The sequence below is a fragment of the Micromonospora sp. M42 genome (assembly GCF_000568915.1).
GTDB classification, from domain to species: Bacteria; Actinomycetota; Actinomycetes; order Mycobacteriales; family Micromonosporaceae; genus Micromonospora; species Micromonospora chalcea.
In genome coordinates, this window is sequence record NZ_KK037233.1 from 6,460,762 (window position 1) to 6,486,131 (window position 25,370).

Here is a 25,370-nt window from a genome sequence, read left to right on the forward strand (position 1 = left end):
CGAGCTGCACGAGGTGCAGACCGCCGACCCGGGACTGCGCCGCCGGTACGCCGAGGCGGCGGCCGCCCAGCGCGGGGCGATCGCCGCCGAGCTGCGCGCCGCGGGCGCGGCCCACCTGCGCCTGCGTACCGACCGAGACTGGCTGCTGGACATGGTGCGTTTCGTCGCCGCGCAGCGGCACGCCCGCACCCGAGGGACGACGCGATGATCCGTTTTCTGCAACCGTGGTGGCTGCTGGCCGTGCTGCCGGTGCTCGCCCTCGCCGCCGCGTACGTCTGGCGGCAACTGCACCGCCGGCAGTACGCGCTGGTTCGCAAACGTCGACCTGCTGCGTACCGTCGCGCCCAAGGGACTGGGCTGGCGGCGGCACGTGGCGGCCACCGCGTTCCTGCTCTGCCCTGCTGGTGCTGGCGACCGGGCTGGCCCGCCCGGCGATCGACACCCGCGAGCCGCTGGAGCGGGCAACCGTCATGCTCGCCATCGACGTGTCGCTGTCGATGCAGGCCGACGACGTGTCGCCGAACCGCCTGGAGGCGGCGCAGGAGGCGGCCAAGCAGTTCGTGGGCGAGCTGCCGGAGAGCTACAACCTGGGGCTCGTGTCGTTCGCGAAGTCCGCGAACGTGCTGGTGCCGCCGACCAAGGACCGGGCGGCGGTGAACACCGCCATCGACGGGCTGGTGCTGGCCGAGGCGACAGCCACCGGCGAGGCGGTCTTCACCTGCCTGGAGGCGATCCGCTCGGTGCCGGCCGACGGCGCCGCCGGCATCCCGCCGGCCCGGATCGTGCTGCTGTCCGACGGCTACCGGACCTCCGGCCGGTCGGTGGAGGAGGCCGCCGCGGCGGCGCAGGCGGCGAACGTGCCGGTGTCCACCATCGCGTTCGGCACCGACTCGGGCCAGGTCGACATCGGCGGGCAGCTCCAGCGGGTGCCGGTGGACCGCACCGCGCTGTCCCAGCTCGCGGAGACCACCCAGGGCTTCTTCTACGAGGCCGCGTCGGCCAGCGAGCTGAAGCAGGTCTACCAGGACATGGGCAGCTCGATCGGCTACCGGACCGAGCCGCGCGAGATCACCCAGTGGTACGCGGGCGTCGCCCTGCTGCTGGCGCTGTGCGCGGGCGGGCTGAGTCTGCTCTGGACGTCCCGGCTGGTCTGAGCCGGGCCCGGCCGGCGGTGGTCAGTGACCGCCGCCGGCCAGCACGAACAGGACCGCCACCCAGACGGCGGCGAGGGTGAAACCCAGGGGGGCGACGTAACGGCTCATGGGTGTGCTCCGTGGCGACAGTCGGCCCGGTGCGGGCCGTGGGGGGTCGGGGCGTACGCGCACGAAGTCGTGACCGGGTGCTCCGCCGCGCGGCAGGGCCGCCCCGGCGTGGGCGCCGGAGAGCGGATGCGGTGCGGAGGGCGGGAAGCGGGTCAGCCGCGTCGACCGAGCCGTGGCTCAGCGGGGCTGACGGTGGGCCCGGCCACGACTGGGAGGATCGCTATCTCGCACAGCGATCACCTCCTACGGTCGGCGGGGCCCGGAACGCGGGCGCAGACCGGCCCGCAGACCCGGTGATCGTACACCGGTGTGTGCGGGTGTCGCGCGCGCGGCCGCCGACCCCGGCGGCGCCGGCGTGTGACCTGCTCGGGTTAGCGCTTACCTACCGGTAACCCCTAGGCTCCGACCGGACCGAGAGATCACTGGAGCAGAGGGGGATCCGTGGCCCGTACGGTGCTGGTGACCGGCGGCAACCGGGGGATCGGCCTGGCCATCGCGCAGGCCTTCGCCAAGCAGGGCGACCGGGTGGCCGTCACGTACCGGAGCGGCGAGGCCCCGGAGGGCCTGTTCGGGGTGCGGTGTGACGTGACCGACGCCGAGTCGGTCGACGCCGCGTTCACCGCGGTCGAGGCCGAGCTGGGCCCGGTGGAGGTGCTCGTCGCCAACGCCGGCATCACCGACGACACGCTGCTCATGCGGATGTCCGAGGAACAGTTCACCCGCGTGCTCGACACCAACCTGAGCGGCTCGTTCCGGGTCGCCAAGCGGGCCTCGACGAAGATGCTCCGGAACCGGTGGGGCCGGATGATCTTCATCTCCTCGGTGGTCGGCCTCTTCGGTGGCGCGGGCCAGGTCAACTACGCGGCCAGCAAGGCCGGCCTGGTCGGTGTGGCCCGCTCGATCACCCGCGAGCTGGGCAGCCGCAACATCACCGCGAACGTGGTGGCGCCCGGCTTCATCGACACCGACATGACCGCCGGGCTGCCCGAGGAACGCAAGGCGGAGCTGCGCAAGGCGATCCCGGCCGGGCGGATGGCCACCCCGGACGAGGTCGCGGGCGTCGTCACCTGGCTCGCCTCGGACGCGGCCGGCTACGTCACCGGCGCCGTCATCCCGGTCGACGGCGGCCTCGGCATGGGTCACTGAGCAGAGCACGGAGGAGACACGCAATGTCCGGACTTCTCGCCGGTAAGCGACTGCTGGTCACCGGCGTCATCACCGACGCCTCGATCGCCTTCTCGGTGGCGAAACTCGCCCAGGAGAACGGCGCCCAGGTCGTGCTCACCGGCTACGGCCGGCTCTCCCTGGTGGAGCGGATCGCCAAGCGGCTGCCCGAACCCGCGCCGGTGATCGAGCTGGACGTCACCAGCGAGGAGCACCTGGCCGGCCTGGCCGACAAGGTGCGCGAGCACGTCGACGGCCTGGACGGGGTGGTGCACTCGATCGGGTTCGCCCCGCAGAGCTGCCTCGGCGGCGGCTTCCTCGACGCCCCGTGGGCGGACGTGGCCACCGCGCTCCAGGTCTCCACCTACTCGTACAAGTCCCTGGCCATGGCCGCGCTGCCGCTGATGTCCTCCGGCGGCGCCGTGGTGGGCCTCACCTTCGACGCCACCAAGGCGTGGCCGGTCTACGACTGGATGGGCGTGGCCAAGGCCGGGCTGGAGTCCGCCTCCCGCTACCTGGCGCTGCACCTGGGCAAGCAGGGCATCCGCAGCAACCTGGTCGCGGCCGGCCCGCTGCGCACCATCGCCGCCAAGTCCATCCCCGGCTTCGACCAGTTCGAGGACGCCTGGACCGAGCGGGCCCCGCTGGGCTGGAGCCTCACCGACCAGGAGCCGGCCGCCCGGGCCTGCCTGGCGCTGCTGTCGGACTGGTTCCCGGCCACCACCGGCGAGATCGTCCACGTCGACGGCGGCTACCACGCCATCGGCGCCTGAGATGTAAGGAAGGGCCCCTTCTTAACGCCTCGCGCATAGGAAGGGGCCCTTCTTAACACCCCATGCCCGGGTGGTCACCGCGCCGACCAGGGGGCGTCGCCACACCGTCACGGCGGGCGAGGAAGAATGGACCCCATGGCGTACGACGCGTTGGTGCTGGTCTCCTTCGGCGGCCCGGAGCGGCCCGAGGACGTTCTCCCGTTCCTGCAGAACGTCACCCGGGGGCGGGGGGTGCCGCCGGAGCGGCTGGCCGAGGTCGCCGAGCACTACCTGCACTTCGGCGGGGTGTCGCCGATCAACCAGCAGTGCCGTGACCTGCTCGCGGCGATCCGCGCGGACTTCGCCGCCAACGGCGTCGACCTGCCGGTCTACTGGGGCAACCGCAACTGGGACCCGATGCTCCCGACACGGTGGCGCGGATGCGCGACGACGGGATCACCCGGGCGCTGGCGTTCGTCACCAGCGCGTACGGCGGCTACTCCTCCTGCCGGCAGTACCAGGAGGACATCGCCTCGGCCCGCGCCGCGGTCGGCCCGGACGCCCCGCTGATCGAGAAGCTGCGCCAGTTCTGGGACCACCCCGGCTTCATCGAGCCGCACGCCGACGCGGTCCGCGCCGCGCTCGCCCAGTTCGACCCCGCGAAGCGGGACAGCACCCGGCTGGTCTTCACCGCGCACTCGGTCCCGATGTCGGCGGCCGCCAGCGCCGGCCCGCACGGCGGCCGGTACACCGCCCAACTCGAGGAGGTCGCCCGGCTGGTGCACGCCGCGGCCGCGCCGGACCTCGCGTACGACCTGGTCTGGCAGAGCCGGTCCGGCCCGCCGCAGGTGCCGTGGCTGGAGCCGGACGTCAACGACCACCTGGCCACGCTGCCCGAGCAGGGCGTGACGAGCGTCGTGGTCAGCCCGATCGGCTTCGTCTCCGACCACCTGGAGGTGGTGTGGGACCTGGACACCGAGGCGCTGGAGACGGCCAAGCAGCTCGGCCTGGACTTCGTCCGCGCCGGCACCCCGGGCGTCGACCCGCGGTTCGTGGCGATGGTCCGCGAGCTGGTGCTGGAACGCACCGCCCCGGACGGCGAGCGGCTGCGCCGTCGGCTCGGCGAACTGCCGGCCTGGGACACCTGTCCGGCGTTGTGCTGCGTACCCCCGGCCCGCCGGCCCTGAGCCCGACCCGACGACACCCCTGGGGACGACACGATGCTTGACCGCAAGCCGGTGCAGAGCTGGCTCACCGACATGGACGGCGTGCTGGTGCACGAGGGACAGCCGGTGCCGGGCGCGCCGGAGTTCGTCAAGAAGCTGCGTGCCTCCGGCAAGCCGTTCCTGGTGCTGACGAACAACTCCATCTACACCCCGCGTGACCTCCAGGCCCGGCTGGCCCGGATGGGGCTGGACGTGCCGGAGGAGGCGATCTGGTCGTCCGCCCTGGCCACCGCCCAGTTCCTGGCCGACCAGCGGCCGGGCGGGACCGCGTACGTCATCGGTGAGGCCGGGCTGACCACGGCGCTGCACGCGGTGGGGTACGTGCTCAGCGACTTCGCCCCGGACTACGTGGTGCTGGGGGAGACACGCACCTACAGCTTCGAGGCGATAACCAAGGCGATCCGGCTGATCAACGACGGCGCCCGGTTCATCTGCACCAACCCGGACGCCACCGGCCCGTCGATGGAGGGCGCGCTGCCGGCGGCCGGTTCGGTGGCGGCGATGATCTCCAAGGCGACGGGTGTCGACCCGTACTTCGTCGGCAAGCCCAACCCGATGATGATGCGCTCGGCGCTGAACACGATCGACGCCCACTCCGAGTCGACCGCGATGATCGGCGACCGGATGGACACCGACATCCTGTGCGGCCTGGAGGCCGGCCTGGAGACGATCCTGGTGCTCACCGGCATCAGCAGCCGGGCCGAGGCCGAGCGGTACCCGTACCGTCCGTCGCGGATCGTCGACTCGGTGGCCGACCTGATCGACGAGGTCTGAGCCGGGGTTCTACAGCCGCAGCGGCGCGTTGCAGGCGGCCACCAGGGCCTGCCGGCAGGCGGTGGTCAGCGGCCGCAGCGCCGCGTCGCGCTGCTGCGCCTCGTAGGTGTTCACCGCGCCGCCGGGCGCGCTCTCCCCGGCCAGCGCCAGCACCCGATCGAGTACGGCGGCGCGCGCGAACAGCCGGCGGGCCCGCGGGTCGAAGCCGGGCGGGAGGTCGGTGCCTCCGTCCGGGCGGCGCAACGCGGCGAGCGCACCGGCCAGCTCGGGCCGCCACTGCGCGACGTCGAGGCGGGTCAGCGTGGCTGTCGTCTCGGCGAGCACCGCGGAGAGTTCCGCCTCGGCCTCCGCCGCGCCGGGCGTGGACAGGGACGCCTTCGGCGCGTCCGCCGGCAGCGGGTGGACCCGCCAGAGCACTGTCTCCCAGGTCATCCCCGACCCGGAGGTGTGCGTGCGGACCTCCGGCACCAACCCCATGCCGCTGGCCACCACCGCCTCGCCGGCCACCAGCGCCGCCCCGGCGAACGCGCCCGGGCCGGGCAGGCCGCGCGGGTCGCCCGGCGCGGGCAGCACCAGGCGGATGTCGTCCGGGGAGTGCTTGGCCAGGCTGGGCAGCGCCTCCCGCAGGGACACGTCGGTCCAGGTGCCGGGTGCGTCGGCGACCAGGTGCTCCTCGTCGCCGGCGACCGCGTCGGCCACCTCGTCGAACGGCACCAGGCCGGCTCGCCAGGCACGCACCCAGGCGACGAACCGGCTCGACCGGCGCGGAGCCAGTGTGGCCGCGCCCGCTGCGGGGGAGGACATGCCGAAAGGGTACGTGCTCCGCGCCGCTGCTGTCTCGGCTGCCGCTCCGGTGGCGCGACCTGCCCCCAACTAACCCCTTCGCACCGTTTCGTGCCGACGGATGACGCCCCGGTCGGCGCGTCGGCGAGCGACACGCCGAGGTCGTGGCTAGCGTCTCCGGCATGGCGGGGCGATACGACGGCGACGTGCTGGCCGGCGACTGGCGGCGACGGAAGGTGACCCCCGAGGTCGACGCCGAGCCGGACCTGGTGGTCGAGGACGCCGACTCCGGGTTCTGCGGCGCGGTGGTCGGCTTCGACACCGGCGCGGTGGTGCTGGAGGACCGGCACGGGCGACGGCGAAACTTCCCGCTGCTTCCCGCCGCGTTCCTGCTCGACGGCCGGCCGGTCACGCTGCGGCGGCCGGCCCGCGCCCCGGTGCCCGCCGCGCGCCGCCGTACCGCGTCCGGCTCGATCGCTGTGGACGGCGTACGGGCGCAGGTCGCCAAGGCCAGCCGGATCTGGGTCGAGGGCGTGCACGACGCCGCGCTGGTCGAGCGGATCTGGGGCGACGACCTGCGCATCGAAGGCGTCGTGGTGGAACCGCTGGACGGCATCGACGCGCTCGCCGACGAGGTACGCGCGTTCGCGCCCGGCCCCGGCCGCCGACTCGGCGTACTGGTCGACCACCTGGTGCCCGGCTCGAAGGAGAGCCGGATCGTCGCCCGGGTCAACTCGCCGCACGTGCTGGTCACCGGGCACCCGTACGTCGACGTGTGGCAGGCGGTACGCCCGGCGGCCCTGGGCATCTTTTTTCTGGCCGGTGGTGCCGCCGGGGCAGCCCTGGAAGGAGGGCGTCTGCGCGGCGCTCGGGGTGGCCGAGCCGGCTGACATGTGGCGGCACATCCTGTCCCGGGTGGACAGTTTCGCCGACGTGGAGACGCCGCTGATCAACGCGATGGAGCGGTTGATCGACTTCGTCACCGAGCCTGTTGAGAGGTCGGTTGTTGTTGAGGGCCGGGGGCGACCGTTATGGGCTTCACATCCTTTAAACTCAGTTTGGTCCGTGCTTCATAGCACAAGACCGCACCTTTGAAAAGGTGTTCACGATTACTGGCTGGACCAAGAAGTGCCGAGGGCGCAGGTAACATTAACAATCCCATGCCGTTAACCAATAAACATACTCCAAGCCGATTGGTCGTTAATTATTCAGCCGTGGTCTCTTATCGGTCCGCCCACAAGAGACATAGGCCTACATGGCCTTTAAACGCCACTATATTGGAACACCATAAGGGTGATCAAGGAGTTTGTGGGTGAATTGGAGATCAACGCGGACGCGAACTCCTTGATCACGGGGTGAGCGGTGCGGGTGTGCGTCGATCATGGAGTTGTGGTCCCCGCGGATCGGGCATAGCGGGGCAAAATGAGGGCCACAAGTGCAAGATCGGCGGGGCGGGGGCGGGGCGGGGCGGGGGCGGGAGTTACGGGAGCTCGTCGGGGGTTCGGGTCAGGACGAAGGTGGCTATGTCCAGGGCTACCGGGGTTCCTGTTTCGTCGCGGATCACCGTCAGGATCTCGCCGTCCTGGGAGCCGGAGCGGCCCCGCCACCGGTCCAGGCCCTCGCGGGTGAAGCGCAGCTGCGGCCTGCCCACCTGGCCGCCGACCAGGTCACCGGCGGCGTCGACGCGGAACTCGTACTCGCCGCCCATCCACCACCAGCGCCCGGTCAGCGCGGCCACGTCGGCGGCGGGCGGGTCGGCCGGGCGCCAGGGGGCGGGCGCGGCCGGTTCGGCGTCCAGCACCAGTGTGAGCGCTTCCCGGCCGAGCGCGCCGATGTGGTGGCCGCGCAGCCCGTACGAGTTGGCGAAGTTGACCACGGCGGTTCGGGTGGGCCGGTGCACGGCCAGGCCGGCGACGTACCCGGGCATGGATCCGCCGTGCCCGACGTACACGCGGTCGCCGACCCGGTAGAGCTCGATGCCGAGGCCGTGCCCGCCGGTCCACGAGTCGAGGTCGTTGATGACCATGGGGGCGCACATCTCGGTGAGCGTGGCGGGGGAGAGCAGCGCCGGGTCCGGGTCGGCCAGGAACGTGGCCCAGCGGCCCAGGTCCTCGACCGTCGACCAGAGCTGGCCGGCCGGCGCCATCGCCGCGGTGTCGGTGCGCGGCTCCTCCCGCAGCGTCTCGTGCCAGGGGTGGACGACGTAGCCGCGGGCGTACGGCTCGGTGGGGTGGTACGTGGTGCGGCGCATGCCCAGCGGGGCCAGCAGCCGCTCGGTCAGCAGCTCCGCCCAGGGCGTGCCGGTGATCCGTTCCAGCGCGGCGCCGAGCAGCCCGTACGCCAGGTTCGAGTAGTGGTAGACGAAGTGCGGCGGGTAGGCGATCTTGTCCGGGGTCAGCCCGGCGAGCAGGGTGTCCAGGTCCGTGCCCCCGACCCGCTCCCACCAGTCGCCGTCCGGCTCGCGTTGCAGGCCGCTGACGTGGCCGAGGAGCTGGCGCACCGTCACCGAGCCGACCGGGGTGCCGGGCAGGTGGGCGTCCAGCGGGTCGTCCAGTGACAGCCGGCCGGCGTCGCGCTGCTGCATCACCAGCACCGCGGTCATCGTCTTGGTGATCGAGCCGATCCGGTACTGCAGGTCGGCGTCGGGGCGGGGCGTCTCACCGGCGACGGCGAGGTGCGCCAGCCGGCCGTCGCGGACCACGCCGAGAGCGAGCGAGGGGCCCCGCCCCTCGGCCTGGGCCCGGGCGACCAGCAGGTCCACCTGACGCGCGGTCTCGGGCAGCAGGGGCATCTCGTCCTCCTCGTCGGCGGTGGGCGCGGTACGCCGAGCCGAGCCTAGCGATCATGACAGTTCGATGACACGTGCGTTGACGTGTCAGGATTGTTCTCGTGGACGCCGTGTTCTGGATCGTTCTGGGTGTGGTATTGGCGGTCGCCGAGATCTTCACGACGACGCTCTTCCTGATCATGTTCGGGGTCGGGGCGTTCGCCGCGGCCGGCGCCGCGGCGCTCGGTGCGCCGGTGGCGCTGCAGGCGGTGATCTTCGCGGTGGTGTCGGCGTTGTCGGTGGCGGTGGTCCGTCCGGTGGTCCGGCGGCACGCGCGGCCGGCGATCGAGACCGGGGAGCAGCCGTTCGGGGTGGAGGCGCTGGAGGGGGCCACCGCTGTGGTCCTGGAGCCGGTCGACTCCGAGCGCGGGATGATCAAGATCGATGGTGAGCTGTGGACGGCCCGCTCGTACGACGCGACGCGCTCGTACGCCGAGGGTGAGCGGGTGCAGGTGATCAAGGTTCGGGGCGCTACCGCCCTGGTATGGCAGGACGACATTTCCACCCCGGGCGAGCTGCCCGAAGCGAAAAGGTGAACGGTATGGAGTTTCTGGCGATCCTGATGATCGCGGTGGCGTTGATCGGTGTGGTGACGCTGTTCAAGGCGGTGCGGATCGTGCCGCAGCAGCGGCAGGACGTGGTGGAGCGGCTGGGCCGGTACAAGCGCACGCTGAACCCGGGCCTGAACCTGCTGGTGCCGTTCGTCGACGCGGTACGCACCAAGGTCGACATGCGTGAGCAGGTGGTCAGCTTCCCGCCCCAGCCGGTGATCACCTCCGACAACCTGGTCGTCTCGATCGACACGGTCCTCTACTTCAAGGTGGTCGACTCGGTTCGCGCCACCTACGAGATCTCCAACTTCCTCCAGGCGATCGAGCAGCTCACCGTCACCACGCTGCGTAACGTGATCGGCTCGCTGGACCTGGAGCGCGCGCTGACCAGCCGCGAGGAGATCAACCGGCACCTGTCCGGCGTGCTGGACGAGACCACCGGCCGCTGGGGCATCAAGGTGACCCGGGTCGAGATCAAGGCGATCGAGCCGCCGCCGAGCATCCGCGACTCGATGGAGAAGCAGATGCGCGCCGAGCGGGACCGCCGCGCCGCGATCCTCAACGCCGAGGGCCACAAGCAGTCGCAGATCCTCACCGCCGAGGGTGAGAAGCAGGCCGCGGTGCTGCGCGCCGACGGTGACCGGCAGGCCCGGATCCTCCAGGCGGAGGGCCAGGCCAAGGCGATCCGTACCGTCTTCGACGCGATCCACACCGCCAACCCGAGCCAGAAGGTGCTGGCCTACCAGTACCTCCAGGCGCTGCCGCAGATCGCCAACGGCACTGCCAACAAGGTCTGGATCGTCCCGACTGAGCTGACCAAGGCCCTGGAGGGCATGGGCGGCGCGCTGGGCGGGCTGGCCAACATGGCCGGCGACGTGCCGTCGCCGGAGGCCGCCCGCAGCGCCGGCGAGGTCGAGCGGGAGGCTGCCGAGGCCGCCCAGGCCGCGGCTGTCGCGGCCCAGGAGATCCACAACGAGGTACGGGTGGCCGAGGCGCAGGCCACCGGCGGCAACGCCCCGCAGGGCCTGCCCGCGCCGGAGCCGGTGTCGCCGGCCAGCCTGGTGAACGACCCGGCGGACCAGCGCGAGCGGGGCTGACCGGCAAATCCGAAAAGTCCTCATACGGCGCTCCGGCGACTGCCACCATCGGTCTTGAGGACGGGTGGTGAGCAGGGCCGGAGCGCCGTTGCGTGTCCCGGGCCACCCGCGGCGCGAACGAGGTGACGCATGAAGGACCCGGCGAACCGGCTGTTCTCCCGTACCCCGGTCCCCGGCGCGCACGACCCCGCCGGGCCGATCGGCTCCCGGCGTACCGGAGGGGGGTTCGGGGTCCTGCCGTTCGTCTCCGAGCCCGGCCCGGGCGCGCCCGCCACCGACGCGACCTGGGCCTGGTCGATCCGCCGGTTCGCCCGCGCGGCGGTCTGGCTGCTGCCCGCGTACGCGGTGCTCTACGGCCTGGTGGCGATGGCCAGCGACGGCGGGGTGGGCAACGACCCGTACCCGGCCGACGGCCGGCCGCTCTACCTGGTCGGCTGGGTCGCCTCGGTGTGGCTCGGGCTGCTCGCCCTGCTCGCGCTCACCGGCCTGCTCGCCGCCACCCGCTGCCGCCGCGTCGCGCTGGCCGGGCTGCTCGCCAGCATCGGCGGGATGGTGCTGATGCTGCCGTTCGCCGGGCTGGCCGAGCAGACGCCGGTGTTCGGCGTGACCGCGCGCGGCATCGTGCTGTTCGGCGCCACGCTCTACAGCGTGGGCTGGTTCCTGACCGGCTGGTCGGTGGCCCGGTCCGGGATGTTCTCCTACGGCGACGGGACCATGCTGATGATCGCCGCCCCGCTGCTCGGCCTGGGCGGCGCGCTGATCGGCTCGCTGCAGACGTTCGGCGCGATCTTCGTGCTGGTCGCCGGCATCGGCATCGGCTACCGCAGCGGCCGCCTGGTGCCCGAGACCATCGCCCGGGACGCGGCGGCCGCCAGCGTCGCCGCCGCTCCGGTGCCGCCCGCGTCACCGAAGGGCCCACTCGGCGCCGGTTGACCGGTTCTCCAGCTGGGCGGCCGCCGTGAAGTAACTGACAGTTGCCTGGCGAGGTGGCCGGTAGGCGGCTTTCGTGGCAATCCTTGCCTTCATGCCGTCACCCAGGTCGCCGCTGTCGCGGCTGTTCACCGTGCTGCTGGCCGGCCTGCTCGCCGGGCTCGTCCTCGCGGTCGCCGCGCTTCCCGCCGGACTGCTCGGCGGGTTCGCCGCCCGGGCGGCGCTCGGCGCGTACGCGGACCTGCCCGACGCGCTGCGCACCCCGGCCCAGCCGCAGCGCTCCTACCTCTACGCCAACGACGGCAAGACGCTGATCACCACGTTCTACGACGTGAACCGCACCGACGTGTCGCTGGACGAGATCGCCCCGGTGATGCGGCAGGCGATCATCGCGGCCGAGGACCGGCGGTTCTACTCGCACGGCGGCGCGGACCTGCGCGGCATCGCCCGGGCGCTGGTGGCGAACGTCAAGGGCGGCGGTACCGAGCAGGGCGGCTCCACGCTGACGATGCAGTACGTCCGCAACGTGCTCAAGACCGACCCGAACCGCACGCCGGCGGAGCGGCAGGCCGCCACCGAGCAGACCGTCGGGCGCAAGCTCCAGGAGATCCGGTACGCGAACGCGCTGGAGCAGTCGCTGTCCAAGGACGAGATCCTCAACCGCTACCTCAACATCGCGTACTTCGGCTCCGGCGCGTACGGCGTCGCCGCCGCCAGCCAGCGCTACTTCGGCAAGGCCCCGGCCGACCTGACGCTGGGCGAGGCGGCGCTGCTGGCCGGTCTGGTCCAGTCGCCGGAGGCGTACAGCCCGATCGACGGCGACCTGGACCAGGCGCTGGCCCGCCGGGCGTACGTGCTGGACGCGATGGCCGAGACCGGCGCGATCACCGCCCAGCAGGCCGCTGCGGCGAAGGCGCAGGCGCCCACGCTGCGCCCGACCGCCCAGCCCAACGGCTGCACCGCCACCGCCCAGGGGCACGACGACTGGGGCTTCTTCTGCGACTACCTGCGCCGCTGGTGGCTCACCCAGCCCGCGTTCGGCGCCACCCCCGAGGAGCGCGAGCAGGCGCTGCGCCGGGGCGGCTACCGCGTCGTCACCACGCTGGATGCGAAGATCCAGGAGACCGCGCAGGAGCAGGCCACCAAGGTCTACGGGTACGGCAACAAGCGCGCGCTGCCGATCGCCGCGGTCGAGCCCGGCACCGGCCGGGTGCTTGCGATGGCGGTGAACCGGCACTACAGTCTCGACGCCAACCCGGACGGGCAGGCCAACCACCCGAACACGGTCAACCCGCTGATCTCCGGCGGCGCCAGCGTCGACGGCTACCAGGCCGGCTCGACGTTCAAGATGTTCACCATGCTGGCCGCGCTGGAGGCCGGCAAGCCGCTGTCCACCGGCTTCGACGCCCCGAGCCGGCTGCCCACCCGGTACGCCTCGGACGACGAGGGCAACTGCGACGGCACCTGGTGCCCGGCGAACGCCAACCCGCAGTGGATGGACGGCTACCGGATGATGTGGGACGGCTTCGGCCGCTCCGTCAACACGTACTTCGTCTGGCTGGCCGAACAGGTCGGCGAGGACAAGGTGGTGGAGATGGCGCAGCGCCTCGGCATCACCTTCCGGGCCGACTCCGACGCCACGTTCGCCCGCGACCACGCCGCCGACTGGGGCGCGTTCACGCTCGGCGTGGCCGCCACCACCCCGCTCGACCTGGCGAACGCGTACGCGACGGTGGCCGCCGAGGGCACGTACTGCACGCCGCTGCCGGTGGTCTCGGTGACCACGCCCGACGGCGGGACCGTCGACGTGGGGCAACCGGAGTGCAAGCGGGTCCTCGACCCGGACGTGGCCCGGGCCGCCACCGACGCGGCCCGCTGCCCGGTCGGCCAGCAGTCGGCGTTCGGGCAGTGCAACGGCGGCACCGCCACCGCCGTCGACGCGATCGTCGGCCGCCCGGTCGCCGGCAAGACCGGCAGCTCGGAGCGGAACGCCACGGAGACGTTCGTCGGGTACACCCCGCAGGTCGCCGTGGCCGGCATCGCCGCCAACCCGGACGACGTCACCGACCTGGTCGGCTCCGCCGTGCAGGCGAAGGTGATCGACGCGGTCGCGCGGACCATCAAGACGGCGCTCACCGGCAAGCCGGTGGCCGACTTCACCGCGCCGAGCCGGGCGCTGGTCGGCGACCCGCAGCGTCCGCAGCCGCCCCGGCGGACCGAGCCGGACCGCCGCGAGCAGCGCGAGGACCGCGAGCTGCCCTCCGACGTGCTGCGCTGGCTGCGCGACCGCGGGTAAGGAAGGGCCCCTTCTTAACGCCTCCGGTAGTAAAGGGGCCCCTTCTTAACGCCGCCTCCCGGCGCGCGGCCACCCGCCGTCTCCGGTCGCCCCGGCCCGCCTTGATCACGTCCTGGCACCAGTTCCACCGGTCCAGCACCGCCACCCGGCCGGTCAGGCGGGCCACCGCCACGGTCCGGGCCATCGCCGCCGCGCGGACCGTCGCCTCCAGCGCCGGATGGACGGTACGGCCGAACAGCGCCACCCCGTCGGCCCGGCCGAGTGCGCGGGCCAGCCGGTTCCACAGTGGCCGCCCACCGGCGTTCTCGAAGTACCGCGCCCGGACACCTCGCCGGCGCAGCCGCTCGGCCAGCGCCTTCGCCTGGTTGGTCCTGCCGGAGCCGTCGACGCCGAGCAACGCGATCATCACAGGTCGGGCCACGCACCCGGATGGTGGCGGCGATCATCAACGGCCGCTGATGATCGACTTGTGATCGACCGGTGACGCCGGGCGACAGGCTTGGGCTCGCCTTCCGGCACCACGGAAGGCGTACCCGAATCGAGGAGGCGTCCATGGAGAAGGCCACGATCGAGCAGGCCGGCAAGAAGAAGCTCTCGCTGAAGGTCCGCAAGCTGGAGCGGCTGGAGACCACCGTCATCCGCGAGAGCAACGGCGCCTGATCCGCGCCGGCACCCCGGTCGCCGCCACCTACCGCGGCGGCCGGGGTGCCGCTTCCCGTCTTCCGCCGAGCGTTAGTGAGGTTGCGGTCCCATGCTCAAGCCGCGCGTCAAGAGTGTCCACGAGCCCTACACGCTGCCGGGGAACCGGCTGATCATCGGTCTGATGCAGTACGGCGTCGCGTCGGAGATCCAGGACGACGAGGACGGCACGATCGCCCGCATCCTGACGTTGCTGGACGGCACCCGGTACGTGTGGGAGGTCTGCGCGGACCTCGCCGAGACGCACCCGGGCATCGACGAGGGCAGCGTCCGCGAGGTGGTGGACCAGCTCATCGCGCAGGGCTTCGTCGAGGACGCGGCGGCCCCGCTGCCCGACGGGTTCACCGCGGAGGCCGCGCAGCGCTACGACCGGGCCCGGCACTTCTACGCCTGGATCGACACCCAGCCCCGCAGCTCGCCCTTCGAGGTGCAGGCGCGTATCGGGCGGGCGCGGGTCTCCGTACTCGGTCTCGGCGGCACCGGCACGGCGGTCGCGGCCGGACTCGTCGCCAGCGGCGTCGGCGGCCTGCACTGCGCCGACTTCGACGTGATCGACCAGCCGAACCTGACCCGCCAGCTGCTCTATACCGAGAGCGACCTCGGCCAGCCGAAGGTGAAGGTCGCCGTGGACCGGCTGCGGGCGATGAACTCGCACGTCGACGTGACCGGGGAGGAGTGCCGGGTCCGCTCCGCCGACGACCTGGTGCCGCTGATGAACGGGCGGGACGTCTTCGTCCTCTGCGCGGACCGGCCCGTCGACCAGATCCAGGACTGGACGAACGAGGCGGCGCTGCGTACCGGCACGCCGTGGTTCATGGCGCTCTACACCGGGCCGATGACGGTCGTCGGCTCGTTCCTCCCGGGCCGCACCGGGTGCTACACCTGCCTGCGGCGTCGGCCGGACAAGCACGAGATCCAGACCGACGGCACGCCGCTGCGCGGCGGGGAACGACCGAACGCGGTGATCGCCGCCACCGCGAACGTGACCGGTCACCTCTGCGCGCTGGAGGTGCTCTACCACCTCGGCGGGCTGCCCCAGCAGGTGGCCGGGCGGGTCTTCCACCAGAACGCCGCGCGCTGGGACCACCACTACTTCATCGACGTGCCGCGGGACCCGGACTGCCCCTCGTGCGGTCCGCGCGGCGCGTGAGGACCGGGCGATGACGACCACCGAGGTCGAGGCGGCGCCGGATCTGGGCGCCGCGACGCGGGTACGGTTCCACCCGCTGCGGATCCGGCCGTCCGACGACGACCCGGACTCGGTGGTGGTGGGCCGGCCGGAGGTCGGCGAGTTCGTGGAGTTGCCGATGATCGGCGTCCGCGCCGTCGAGCTGCTCGACGGCGGAGCGCCGATCGGCGTGGCCGAGGAACGGATCGCCGCCGACCACGACGTGGAGCTCGACCTCGTGGACCTGGTGCTCGCGCTGCGGGAGGCGGGCCTGGTGGCCGAGGTCGACGGCCAGCCCACCGGCGGCGCCCGCCGCGAGGACCGGCCGCACCTGCCCTGGCTGCGGGCCCGGCACGTGCGCTGGCTGTTCGGCCCCGCGGCGAAGGTGGCCTACGTCGCGCTGGTCGCGGCGACGCTGGCCACAGTGGTACGCCGTCCCGAGCTGCTGCCGTCGTACCGGGACTTCTTCTGGACCGACTACGTCGGTCTCGCCGTGCTCGTGAACACCGTGCTGTTCTCCGGGACGGCGGTGCTGCACGAGTTCAGTCACCTGGTGGCGGCCCGTTCGCTGGACGCGCCGGCCCGGATCCGGTTCGCCACCCGGCTGCACCATCTGGTCCTGGAGACCGACGTGACGGCGATCTGGTCGGTGCCGCGCCGCCACCGGTACCGCGTCTACCTCAGCGGCCTGCTCTGGGATTTCGCCGTGGTGTGCGCCGCGCTGCTGGTGATGGCGTACGCCCGGCTGCATCCGCTGGTCGGCGGCCTGCTGTCCGCCGTCGTTCTGGTGATCGTCATGTCGATGGCGCTGCAACTGCACGTCTACATGCGTACCGACTGCTACTTCGTCCTGCTGGACCTGCTGCGGTGCCGCAACCTGTTCCAGGACGGCTTCGCGTACGCCCGGCACCTGCTGCGCCGGGGTCTGCACGCGGCGCTTCCCGGCCGGGTGACGCCGTCGGCCGGGGACCCCACCGCCGTCCTGCCGCCGCACGAGCGGCGCGCGGTACGGATCTACGCGCTGGCGGTGGTGGCGGGCAGCGCTGTCGCGTTGTCCAGCTTCGTCCTGTTCGGAATCCCGATCGTCGCGCACGGCGCGATCCAGGCCGGCTCGGCCGTGCTGGCCGGCGCGACCGGCGGAAGCCTGCTCGCGGCCGTGGACGGCGCGCTCGTCCTGCTCGTCGAGGGCACGCTCCAGGCGATGTTCCTGGTCACGTTCTACCGCCGTCACTCCCGGCGGCGCCGGGCGCGGGCCACGTCCGGTCAAGCGCCGCACGCCGCGCCGGACCCGATCGGCTGACCACCGACGACGACCGGACACAGTGGTGTGTCCCCCCGGTCACCGCTGGTACGCGTCACCCCCTGGCCTCGCGCGAACTCGTCTAGGGTGGGGCCAGAGGGCGATCTTGACGTGGTCGCCCGGGTCCGCGCGCTTCGGGGGGAGCGAATGGTGCCGGCGGTCATGTTTCGGCTGCTCGGCCCGGTCGAGGTGTGCCTCGACGATCGGACGGTCCGCGTCGGTGGCCCGCGCAGTCAGGCCATGCTCGCCGCGTTGCTGCTGGAAGCCAACCGGATCGTCCCGGTGTCCCGTCTCATGGACGCGGCCTGGGGCGGCCATCCGCCGGCGAGCGCGGACGTCCAGGTCCGCAACCGGGTCGCGGCGGCGCGACGGGCGCTGCGCGCCGCCGGTCTGCCCGGCGACGTGATCGGCACCCACGGCTCCGGATATCTGCTCACCGTCGCCGAGGGTCAACTCGACCTGGACGTCTTCGAGGAACGGGTACGCCGGGCGGAAGGGCTCCTCGACCGGGGCGGCGCCCCGGAGGAGGCGGTGTCCGGGCTGCGCGAGGCGCTGGCGATGTGGCGCGGTCCGGCGCTCGACGGCCTGCGTACGCCGGCGCTCACCGCGGCGGCGCAGCGTCTCGACGAACGGCGGATGACAGTGGTCGAGCGCTGCCTCGGCCTGGAGCTGGGCCTCGGCCGGTACGACAGCGTGATCGGCCGGCTCACCGAGCTGGTCGAGGCGTACCCGTGGCGGGAGTCGCTCGTGGGTCAGCTCATGCGGGCCCTCTACCTGGCGGACCGGCAGGGCGAGGCGCTGGACCGGTTCGACCAGTTGCGCCGCCGCCTGGCCGAGGAGCTCGGCATCGACCCCACGGCCCAGCTGATCCGGCTGCGCGACCTGATCCTGCGCAACGACCCCAGCCTCCGGTCGGCGCCCGACGCGGGGCCGGCCGTCGCGCCGTCGGACCACCCGCCCGCCGCCGCACAACACGGAGTCGCCGCACAACACGGTGCCGCCGGGCCGGACGGGGCCGCGCGCCCGCCGGTCCGGATGCTTCCGGCCGGCCTCACCGACTTCGTCGGCCGGGAGGAACAGATCGCGGCGGTCCTGGAGTGGCTTCCGGAGCGGCCGGCGGTCGCCGTGACGGCGATCAGCGGCCTGCCCGGCGTCGGCAAGACCACCCTCGCGGTCCGGATCGCCCACCAGCTCGGCCCGGCGTACCCCGGTCCGCACCTCTACGTCGACCTGAACGGGCACGACCATCCGGCGCCCCCGGTCGAGGTGCTCGGGCGGTTCCTGCGGGCGCTCGGCGTGCCCGGCGCCCAGATCCCGGCGGACCTGGAGGAACGCGCCGCGCTGTTCCGGGGCGCGATGGCCGAGCGGCCCGGAGTGGTGCTGCTGGACAACGCGGCCGACGCGGCGCAGGTGCGCCCCCTGCTGCCCGGTACGGACACCGTCGTGCTGGTCACGAGCCGGCGCGCGCTCGTCGACGTCGACGGCGCCCACCAGCTGCGGCTGGAGCCGCTGCCCGAGGCGGACGCGCTGCGGCTGCTGGCCGGCATCATCGGCCCGGACCGCGTCGCCGCCGAGCCCGGCTCCGCGTCGGACGTCGTCCACCACTGCGGGCTGCTGCCGCTGGCGGTGCGGATCGCGGGCGCCCGGCTGGCGATACCCGGCGTGCTGTCGCTGCGGCAGGCGGCGGCGCAGCTCGCCGAACTCTCGCACCGGCTGGACCATCTCGCCCGCGCCGACCGCAGCGTACGGGCGGCGTTCCACTCGGCGTACGTGGCGCTGGACGAGCCGGCCCGCCGGCTCCTGCGCCGGTTCGCCGTGCTGGACCTCGACCGGGCCCCTCCGTGGCTGCCCGCCGTCCTGCTCGACGACGAGGCGGGCGCGGCGAACGCGGTCACCGGTCTGGTCGAGGCCAACCTGGTCGAGGTGACCGGGCCGGACGAGCTGGGCCAGGTCCGCTATCACCTGCACGATCTGGTCCGCGCGTTCGCCCGGGAGCGCGCCGCGCGGGAGGAGGGGCCGCGGGAGCGGCCGGAGGTGCTGCGGCGCGTCTTCGGCACCTGGCTGACGCTGACCGAGCAGGCCCGCGTGGCGCTGAGCCAGGAGGGCGGCGCCGTCATCGTCGCCGACCTGCCGAGGTCACCGGCGCCCACCGGCGAGCACCTGCACGACCCGAAACGCTGGTTCGGCGCCGAACGGGCCGCCCTGCTCGCCGGCATCGAGCAGGCCGCCGCGACGCCCGGCCTGGAGGACTACTCCTGGGCGCTGGCCTGGCACTGCGACTACTACCTGTTCGTCGACGCCCGGGTGGACGACCTGACCCGGGTCACCGAGATCGGGCTGGCGGCCGCCGAGCGCCGGCGGCACCCGGAGGGGGATCGCCCGGCTCCGGCTCTGCGTGGCGTTCGCGGCCCTGCTACGCAGTGACCTGGAGGCCGCGCTCGGCTACGCGCGGGCCGCCGCGGCGGCGGCCGAGCCGCTCGCCCAGCCCTGGCTGCGGGCCGACATCGCCGGCGTCGAGAACCAGGTGTACGAAGGGCTGGGCGACCGTCCGGCGGCACGCGCCAGCCTGGTCCGCTCCATCGAGCTGTACCAGGAGGCCGGCGACGAGGTGGCCGCCGGACCGAAACTCGCCCGGCTGGGCGTCCTCCAGTTCCAGGAAGGCGACCCGGCAGCCGGGGAGACGCTCGCCCGGGCCGTCGCGCTGCTGCGGGCCGCCGGCACGCCCCGGCCGCTCGCGTTCGGACTGCGCGCGTCGGGCCGCTGGCACGACCACCGTGGCGCGGTGGACGAGGCCCGGGCGGCGTACCTGGAGGCCCTGGAACTGGTCCGGCGGCACGGTGACCGGCTCGGTGAGGTGGCGCTGCTCAGCGAGGTCGCCGCGATGCTCGCGGGGCACGGCCGGCTGGGCGAGGCGGCCGGATACGCCGACACCGCCCTGGAGCAGGCCCGCGAGATGCGGGTCGCCGCCTACCTGGCCTACGCCCGGTACGCCCAGGGACGGATCAGCCTGATGTCGGGCGATCCGGCGCGGGCGCGGGTCCTGCTCGAACAGGCGGCCGACGACCTGACGGCCAGCCCGCCGCTGCAGCTGGAGGCCCTGATGGACCTGGCTCGGGCGGTGGAGCGGCTGACCGGGGCCAAGGCGGCCCGGGACGTCTGGCGACGCGCCCACGAGGTGGCCGCCCGGATCGGGGCCACCGCCACGGCGGACGAGATCGAGCGGCGGCTGGCCGGACCGTAGCCTGGCCGGGAGTCGTCGGGGCCGGGTTGTCGGATCCGGCCGGGCGGCTCCGACCCACCGGCGAGCGCGCCCGACCGGGACGCGCCGCAACGCGGAGGAACACATCATGGGCAACGTCATCTACGGGGTGCACACGTCGGTCGACGGCTTCATCGAGGGCCCGAACGGTGAGTTCGACTGGCCGGAGATGGGGGAGGAGCTGTCCGCGTACTCGATCGACCTGGCCGAGCGGGCCTCCGCCTTCGTCTACGGGCGGCGGGTGTGGGAGATGATGGCCTCCTACTGGCCGCAGGTCGAGTCGATCTCCGACCACCCGCACGACCTGGCGTTCGCGCCGATCTGGCGGCGTACCCCGAAGATCGTGGTCTCCCGCACGCTCGCCGAGGCTCCCCACGGCGCGGTGGTGGTCGGCGGCGGCGACCTGGCGAAGGAGTTCGCCGAGGTCCGCGAGCGGTTCCCCGGCGACCTGCTGGTCACCGGCGGCACCGGCGCGGCGACGGCGCTGGCCGCGCTGGGGCTCGTCGACACCTACGAGGTGATCGTGCACCCGGTGGTGCTCGGCGGCGGACGGCAGGTGCTGCCCGACCTGGCCCGCCAGCACCTGCGGCTGGTCGAGACGCGTCAGTTCGACGGGCGGTCGGTGCTGCTGCGCTACGCGCGGGCCTGACGCCTCAGCGGCCCCGGCGGCGGGGCCGGTACGTGGCGAGCGCGGCCGGTACGCCGCGGCGCACGATGCCGGCCCGGTCGCTGTCCCCGCGCAGCACCGCCGCGGCGGTCTTGCGGGCCTGCTCGGCGGTGAAGTGCGGCGGCAACATCAGCTCGGCCGGGTCCACCACCGCGTTGACCACCACCGGCCGGTCCGCGTCGAGCACCCGCTGCCACAGGCCGTCCACCCGGTCGGGGGAGTCGACCAGCTCACCGCCGAGGCCCAGCACCTCGGCCCACCTGTGGTACGCCACGTCCGGCAGGTCCTGGCTGTCCGGGAACATCGGCGTGCCCTCGCTGGACCGCTGCTCCCAGCTGACGAACGCGAGGTCACGGTTGTTGAGCACCAGCACCACGAACCGGGGGTCGGCCCACTCCCGCCAGTACTTCGCCACAGTGATCAGCTCGTTGACGCCGTTCATCTGCATCGCGCCGTCGCCGAGCAGCGCGATCACCGGGCGGTCCGGGTGGGCGAACTTCGCCGCCAGCGCGTACGGCATGCCGCCGCCCATCGACAGCAGCGTGCCGGAGAGGCTCGCCAGCATGCCGAGGCGCACGCGCACGTGCCGGGCGTACCAGGCGGTGGCGGTGCCGCAGTCCACGGCGAGCACGGCGTCGTCCGGCAGCGCGTCGTCGAGCGAGGTGAACAGAGACTGCGGGTTCACCGGGTCGGCCGGCTGCGCGGCGACCTCGCGCTGCGCGGCCCGCCACTTGCCGGTGGCGTCGGCGATGGTGGCCCGCCAGGCGGTCGGGCCCGGCCCCGGGCCCAGCTCCCGGAGCAGTGCGCGCAGCGTCGGTCCGGCGTCGCCGGTCAGGTTCACCTCGGTCGGGTAGCGCAGCCCCATCCGGCTGCCGTCGATGTCGATCTGCACCGCCCGGGCCTGCCCCTCCGGCGGGTAGAACTCCGAGTACGGCATCTGGCTGCCGACGATCAGCAGCCGGTCGCACTCGCGCATGAGTTGCCAGCTGGGGCGGCTGCCGAGCAGGCCGATCGCGCCGGTCACCCAGGGCTGCCGGTGGTCGACGGCGGTGAAGCCGAGCAGCGCGGTGGCGACCCCGGCGCCGAGCCGGTCGGCGATCCGGCGTACCTCGTCCTCGGCGCCCAGCGCGCCCTGCCCGACCAGCATCGCCACCCGCTGGCCGCCGCGCAGCACCTCGGCCGCGCGGCGCACGTCGGCCTCCGGCGGCACGGTCGGCTCGCTGCTCGGCACCGCGCTGGTGTGGTAGTAGCCGTGCGCGTGCGGCGGGTGCGGCACCGCCGGCAGGTCCTGCACGTCGGAGGGAAGGACCAGGGCGGTCACGGTACGCCGGGCCAGCGCGGTGCGGCAGGCCCGGTCCACCAGGTGCCGGGCCTGCGACGGATCGTCGAGCTGGGCCAGGAAGGCCGACGCCACGTCCTTGTAGAGCGAGAGCAGGTCCACCTCCTGGTAGTAGCCGCCGCCCTCGGCGGGCAGCGCGGTGTGCCCGAGCAGCGCCACCACCGGCTGGTGGTCGAGCTTGGCGTCGTAGAGGCCGTTGAGCGCGTGGATCGCGCCCGGGCCGCTGGTCACCACCACGCAGCCGAGCGGGCCCCCCGTACTTGACGTGCGCGCCGGCCGCGAAACCGGCGGTCTCCTCGTGCCGGACCTGGATGAACCGGGCGCGTCCCTCGGCGCGTTGCAGCGCCGAGGTCATGCCGTTGATCCCGTCGCCCGGGTAGCCGTATTTTTTTATGTACGCCCCACTCGGCGAGCCGGGCCACCAGGTAGTCGGCGACTGTGGCGTCGCGGGGGAGGTTGCTGTCGTGATCCGCGCCCATCGTGGTCCCTCCGTCGCGTCGGCCTTCGGGCTCCGTTCCCCGCCCGGGGCGGCGGAAACCCGGCCCGTGCCGGGGCGCCCCGGCGGGCCGGGCAGAATCGCGTGGTGCCCGTCCACGAGATCACCGACCCCGACGACGACCGGATCGCCGACTACCGCGCGCTCACCGACGTGGAGCTGCGTACCCGATGGGAACCGCCGCACGGGCTGTTCATCGCCGAGGGGGAGCTGGTGCTGCGGCGGGCGCTGCGGGCCGGCTACCCGGCCCGGTCGTACCTGGTCGACGCCAAGCGCGTGGACCAGCTCGCCGATCTGGACACCGGTGACGCGCCGGTGTACGCGGCCACGCCGGACGTGCTCCAGCGCGCCACCGGCTTCCACGTTCACCGGGGCGTGCTCGCGTCGTTCCACCGCAAGCCGCTGCGCTCGGCCGACGAGGTGCTGGCCGCCGCCCGGCGGGTGGTGATCCTGGAGGACGTCAACAACCACACGAACCTGGGCGCGATCTTCCGGGGCGCGGCAGCGCTCGGTGTCGACGCGGTGCTGCTGTCGCCGACCTGCGCCGATCCGCTCTACCGGCGCAGCGTACGGGTCAGCATGGGCGAGGTGTTCGCGGTGCCGTACGCGAAGCTCGAGCGCTGGCCCGCGGGGCTGGACCAGGTCCGGTCGGCCGGGTTCACCGTGCTCGCGATGACGCCCGCGCCGGATGCCGTACCGATGCAGCGGCTGACCCCGGCGCAGCGCGAGCGGGCGGCGTTGCTGCTCGGGGCGGAGGGGCCGGGACTGACCGCGGCGGCGCAGGCCGCCAGCGACGTGCGGGTGGTGATCCCGATGCGGCGCGGCGTGGACTCGCTGAACGTGGCGGCCGCCGCGGCGGTGGCGTTCTGGGAGCTGGGGCGGGACGACCCGCTCTGACGACCGGCTTGCATGACCATGCGACGGCGTGCATAATCTTCCTTGTGTCCAAGGTTCTCACCTCCCTGCCCATCGGCGAACGTGTCGGCATCGCCTTCTCCGGCGGCCTCGACACCTCGGTCGCGGTCGCGTGGATGCGCGACAAGGGCGCCATCCCGTGCGCCTACACCGCCGACATCGGCCAGTACGACGAGCCCGACATCGCCTCGGTGCCCGGCCGCGCCCACACCTACGGCGCCGAGGTCGCCCGCCTCGTCGACTGCCGCGCCGCCCTGGTCGAGGAAGGGCTGGCGGCGCTGACCTGCGGCGCCTTCCACATCCGCTCCGGCGGGCGGGCCTACTTCAACACCACGCCGCTGGGCCGGGCCGTGACCGGCACGCTGCTGGTGCGCGCGATGATCGCCGACGACGTGCAGATCTGGGGCGACGGCTCGACGTTCAAGGGCAACGACATCGAGCGGTTCTACCGGTACGGCCTGCTGGCCAACCCGCAGCTGCGGATCTACAAGCCGTGGCTGGACACCGACTTCGTCACCGAGCTGGCGGCCGCACCGAGATGTCGGAGTGGCTGCTGGAGCGCGCCTGCCCTACCGGGACAGCACCGAGAAGGCGTACTCCACCGACGCCAACATCTGGGGGCGCCCTAAACCCTGGTTCAGCTCCCGGCGGGCGGGCTACTTCAACACCACGCCGCTGGGCCGGGCCGTGACCGGCACGCTGCTGGTGCGCGCGATGATCGCCGACGACGTGCAGATCTGGGGCGACGGCTCGACGTTCAAGGGCAACGACATCGAGCGGTTCTACCGGTACGGCCTGCTGGCCAACCCGCAGCTGCGGATCTACAAGCCGTGGCTGGACACCGACTTCGTCACCGAGCTGGGCGGCCGCACCGAGATGTCGGAGTGGCTGCTGGAGCGCGGCCTGCCCTACCGGGACAGCACCGAGAAGGCGTACTCCACCGACGCCAACATCTGGGGCGCCACCCACGAGGCCAAGACGCTCGAACACCTGGACACCGGCATCGAGACGGTCGAGCCGATCATGGGCGTGAAGTTCTGGGACCCGTCCGTGGAGATCCCCACCGAGGACGTCACCATCGGCTTCGACCAGGGCCGCCCGGTGACGATCAACGGCAAGGAGTTCGGCAGCGCCGTCGACCTGGTGCTGGAGGCCAACGCCATCGGCGGCCGGCACGGCCTGGGCATGTCCGACCAGATCGAGAACCGGATCATCGAGGCCAAGAGCCGGGGCATCTACGAGGCCCCCGGCATGGCGCTGCTGCACGCCGCCTACGAGCGGCTCGTCAACGCCATCCACAACGAGGACACGCTCGCCAACTACCACAACGAGGGCCGCCGCCTCGGCCGCCTCATGTACGAGGGCCGCTGGCTGGACCCGCAGGCGCTGATGCTGCGCGAGTCGCTGCAGCGCTGGGTCGGCACCGCGGTCACCGGCGAGGTCACGCTGCGGCTGCGCCGGGGCGAGGACTACTCGATCCTCGACACCACCGGCCCGGCGTTCAGCTACCACCCGGACAAGCTGTCGATGGAGCGCACCCAGGACTCGGCGTTCGGCCCGGCCGACCGGATCGGCCAGCTCACCATGCGCAACCTCGACATCGCCGACTCGCGGGCCAAGCTGGAGCAGTACGCCTCCGTCGGCATGGTCGGCGGCGGCAACCCGCAGCGGGTCGTGGGTGCCGCCCAGGCCGCTTCGACCGGGCTGATCGGCGCCATGCCGCAGGGCGGCGCCGAGGCCATCGCGTCCCGGGGCGTGCCCACCGCCGAGGACGAGGCGCTCGACCGGGCCGCCATGGAGTTCGGCGTCGACTGATCCCGCAGCCCGGCCGGCTCGTCCTCCCCGGCGAGCCGGCCGGTGCGGCC

Annotated in this window: 16 protein-coding genes and 6 pseudogenes; 19 read left to right on the forward strand and 3 right to left on the reverse strand. The window is 73.1% G+C overall.

Annotated elements, in window-relative coordinates; genetic code table 11:
- The 6 genes and pseudogenes from MCBG_RS29945 to MCBG_RS29970 all read left to right on the forward strand — a co-directional run.
- Positions 1–208: pseudogene (locus MCBG_RS29945) on the forward strand (DUF58 domain-containing protein); the annotation flags it as partial.
- Positions 205–1,154: pseudogene (locus MCBG_RS29950) on the forward strand (VWA domain-containing protein). The pseudogenes MCBG_RS29945 and MCBG_RS29950, both read left to right, overlap by 4 nt.
- Positions 1,155–1,703: 549 nt before the next feature.
- Positions 1,704–2,408 (forward strand): beta-ketoacyl-ACP reductase, encoded by a 705-nt coding sequence (gene fabG, locus MCBG_RS29955; protein WP_043329724.1) that lies wholly within the window; start codon positions 1,704–1,706, stop codon positions 2,406–2,408.
- Between the two features lie 23 nt (positions 2,409–2,431).
- Positions 2,432–3,199, forward strand: coding sequence for an enoyl-ACP reductase FabI (gene fabI / locus MCBG_RS29960; protein ID WP_043329725.1), 768 nt, complete (start codon positions 2,432–2,434; stop codon positions 3,197–3,199).
- Between the two features lie 135 nt (positions 3,200–3,334).
- A pseudogene (locus tag MCBG_RS29965) lies at positions 3,335–4,365 on the forward strand (ferrochelatase).
- Positions 4,366–4,398: 33 nt separating this feature from the next.
- Positions 4,399–5,178: an HAD-IIA family hydrolase gene (locus tag MCBG_RS29970; RefSeq protein WP_043329726.1), complete on the forward strand. Its 780-nt coding sequence runs from the start codon at positions 4,399–4,401 to the stop codon at positions 5,176–5,178.
- Between the two features lie 9 nt (positions 5,179–5,187).
- Here the strand turns inward: MCBG_RS29970 and MCBG_RS29975 are convergent, their stop codons facing one another.
- On the reverse strand, positions 5,188–5,982 hold the full coding sequence (locus tag MCBG_RS29975; protein ID WP_030504270.1) for a hypothetical protein: 795 nt from the start codon (positions 5,980–5,982) through the stop codon (positions 5,188–5,190).
- Between the two features lie 161 nt (positions 5,983–6,143).
- Between MCBG_RS29975 and MCBG_RS29980 the strand changes: the two are divergent.
- Positions 6,144–6,951 (forward strand): annotated as a pseudogene (locus tag MCBG_RS29980) (DUF3097 domain-containing protein); the annotation flags it as partial.
- A 490-nt stretch (positions 6,952–7,441) separates the two neighbouring features.
- Here the strand turns inward: MCBG_RS29980 and MCBG_RS29985 are convergent.
- Positions 7,442–8,752 carry a serine hydrolase domain-containing protein gene (locus MCBG_RS29985; RefSeq protein WP_043329728.1) on the reverse strand — a complete coding sequence of 437 codons (1,311 nt, stop codon included), beginning with the start codon at positions 8,750–8,752 and terminating at the stop codon, positions 7,442–7,444.
- A gap of 98 nt (positions 8,753–8,850) precedes the next feature.
- Here MCBG_RS29985 and MCBG_RS29990 point away from each other — a divergent pair, with 98 nt between their 5' ends.
- The 9 genes from MCBG_RS29990 (at position 8,851) to MCBG_RS30035 (ending at position 20,737) form a co-directional block, all read left to right on the forward strand.
- Positions 8,851–9,324: an NfeD family protein gene (locus MCBG_RS29990; protein WP_030504273.1), complete on the forward strand. Its 474-nt coding sequence runs from the start codon at positions 8,851–8,853 to the stop codon at positions 9,322–9,324.
- Between the two features lie 5 nt (positions 9,325–9,329).
- Positions 9,330–10,436 carry an SPFH domain-containing protein gene (locus tag MCBG_RS29995; RefSeq protein WP_043329729.1) on the forward strand — a complete coding sequence of 369 codons (1,107 nt, stop codon included), beginning with the start codon at positions 9,330–9,332 and terminating at the stop codon, positions 10,434–10,436.
- Positions 10,437–10,565: 129 nt separating this feature from the next.
- Positions 10,566–11,369: a hypothetical protein gene (locus MCBG_RS30000; protein ID WP_043329731.1), complete on the forward strand. Its 804-nt coding sequence runs from the start codon at positions 10,566–10,568 to the stop codon at positions 11,367–11,369.
- Positions 11,370–11,460: 91 nt separating this feature from the next.
- Positions 11,461–13,662, forward strand: a complete 2,202-nt coding sequence (locus MCBG_RS30005; RefSeq protein WP_223201382.1) for a transglycosylase domain-containing protein — start codon at positions 11,461–11,463, stop codon at positions 13,660–13,662.
- Positions 13,663–14,413: 751 nt separating this feature from the next.
- Positions 14,414–15,511, forward strand: a complete 1,098-nt coding sequence (locus MCBG_RS30015; protein WP_051611437.1) for a TOMM precursor leader peptide-binding protein — start codon at positions 14,414–14,416, stop codon at positions 15,509–15,511.
- Between the two features lie 10 nt (positions 15,512–15,521).
- Positions 15,522–16,829, forward strand: a complete 1,308-nt coding sequence (locus MCBG_RS30020) for a hypothetical protein (RefSeq protein WP_051611439.1) — start codon at positions 15,522–15,524, stop codon at positions 16,827–16,829.
- Positions 16,830–16,991: 162 nt separating this feature from the next.
- Positions 16,992–19,253, forward strand: a complete 2,262-nt coding sequence (locus tag MCBG_RS30025; protein WP_198033325.1) for an AfsR/SARP family transcriptional regulator — start codon at positions 16,992–16,994, stop codon at positions 19,251–19,253.
- On the forward strand, positions 19,225–20,070 hold the full coding sequence (locus tag MCBG_RS30030; RefSeq protein ID WP_043329736.1) for a tetratricopeptide repeat protein: 846 nt from the start codon (positions 19,225–19,227) through the stop codon (positions 20,068–20,070). The genes MCBG_RS30025 and MCBG_RS30030 overlap by 29 nt, the downstream gene beginning before the upstream one ends.
- A 106-nt stretch (positions 20,071–20,176) precedes the next feature.
- A complete protein-coding gene (locus MCBG_RS30035) occupies positions 20,177–20,737 on the forward strand; it encodes a dihydrofolate reductase family protein (RefSeq protein ID WP_043329738.1) in 561 nt (186 codons plus the stop codon).
- 4 nt (positions 20,738–20,741) lie between these two features.
- Here the strand turns inward: MCBG_RS30035 and MCBG_RS30040 are convergent.
- Positions 20,742–22,573 (reverse strand): annotated as a pseudogene (locus MCBG_RS30040) (thiamine pyrophosphate-requiring protein).
- A 101-nt stretch (positions 22,574–22,674) separates the two neighbouring features.
- On the opposite strand from MCBG_RS30040, the gene MCBG_RS30045 reads away from it, so the two are divergent.
- From MCBG_RS30045 to argG, 3 genes and pseudogenes are all read left to right on the forward strand, one after another.
- Positions 22,675–23,487 carry a TrmH family RNA methyltransferase gene (locus tag MCBG_RS30045; RefSeq protein WP_223201383.1) on the forward strand — a complete coding sequence of 271 codons (813 nt, stop codon included), beginning with the start codon at positions 22,675–22,677 and terminating at the stop codon, positions 23,485–23,487.
- Between the two features lie 44 nt (positions 23,488–23,531).
- Complete coding sequence (locus tag MCBG_RS30050) at positions 23,532–24,134, forward strand: argininosuccinate synthase domain-containing protein (protein WP_223201384.1); 603 nt, start codon at positions 23,532–23,534, stop codon at positions 24,132–24,134.
- 28 nt (positions 24,135–24,162) lie between these two features.
- Positions 24,163–25,320 (forward strand): annotated as a pseudogene (gene argG / locus MCBG_RS30055) (argininosuccinate synthase); the annotation flags it as partial.
- Positions 25,321–25,370: the final 50 nt, after the last annotated feature.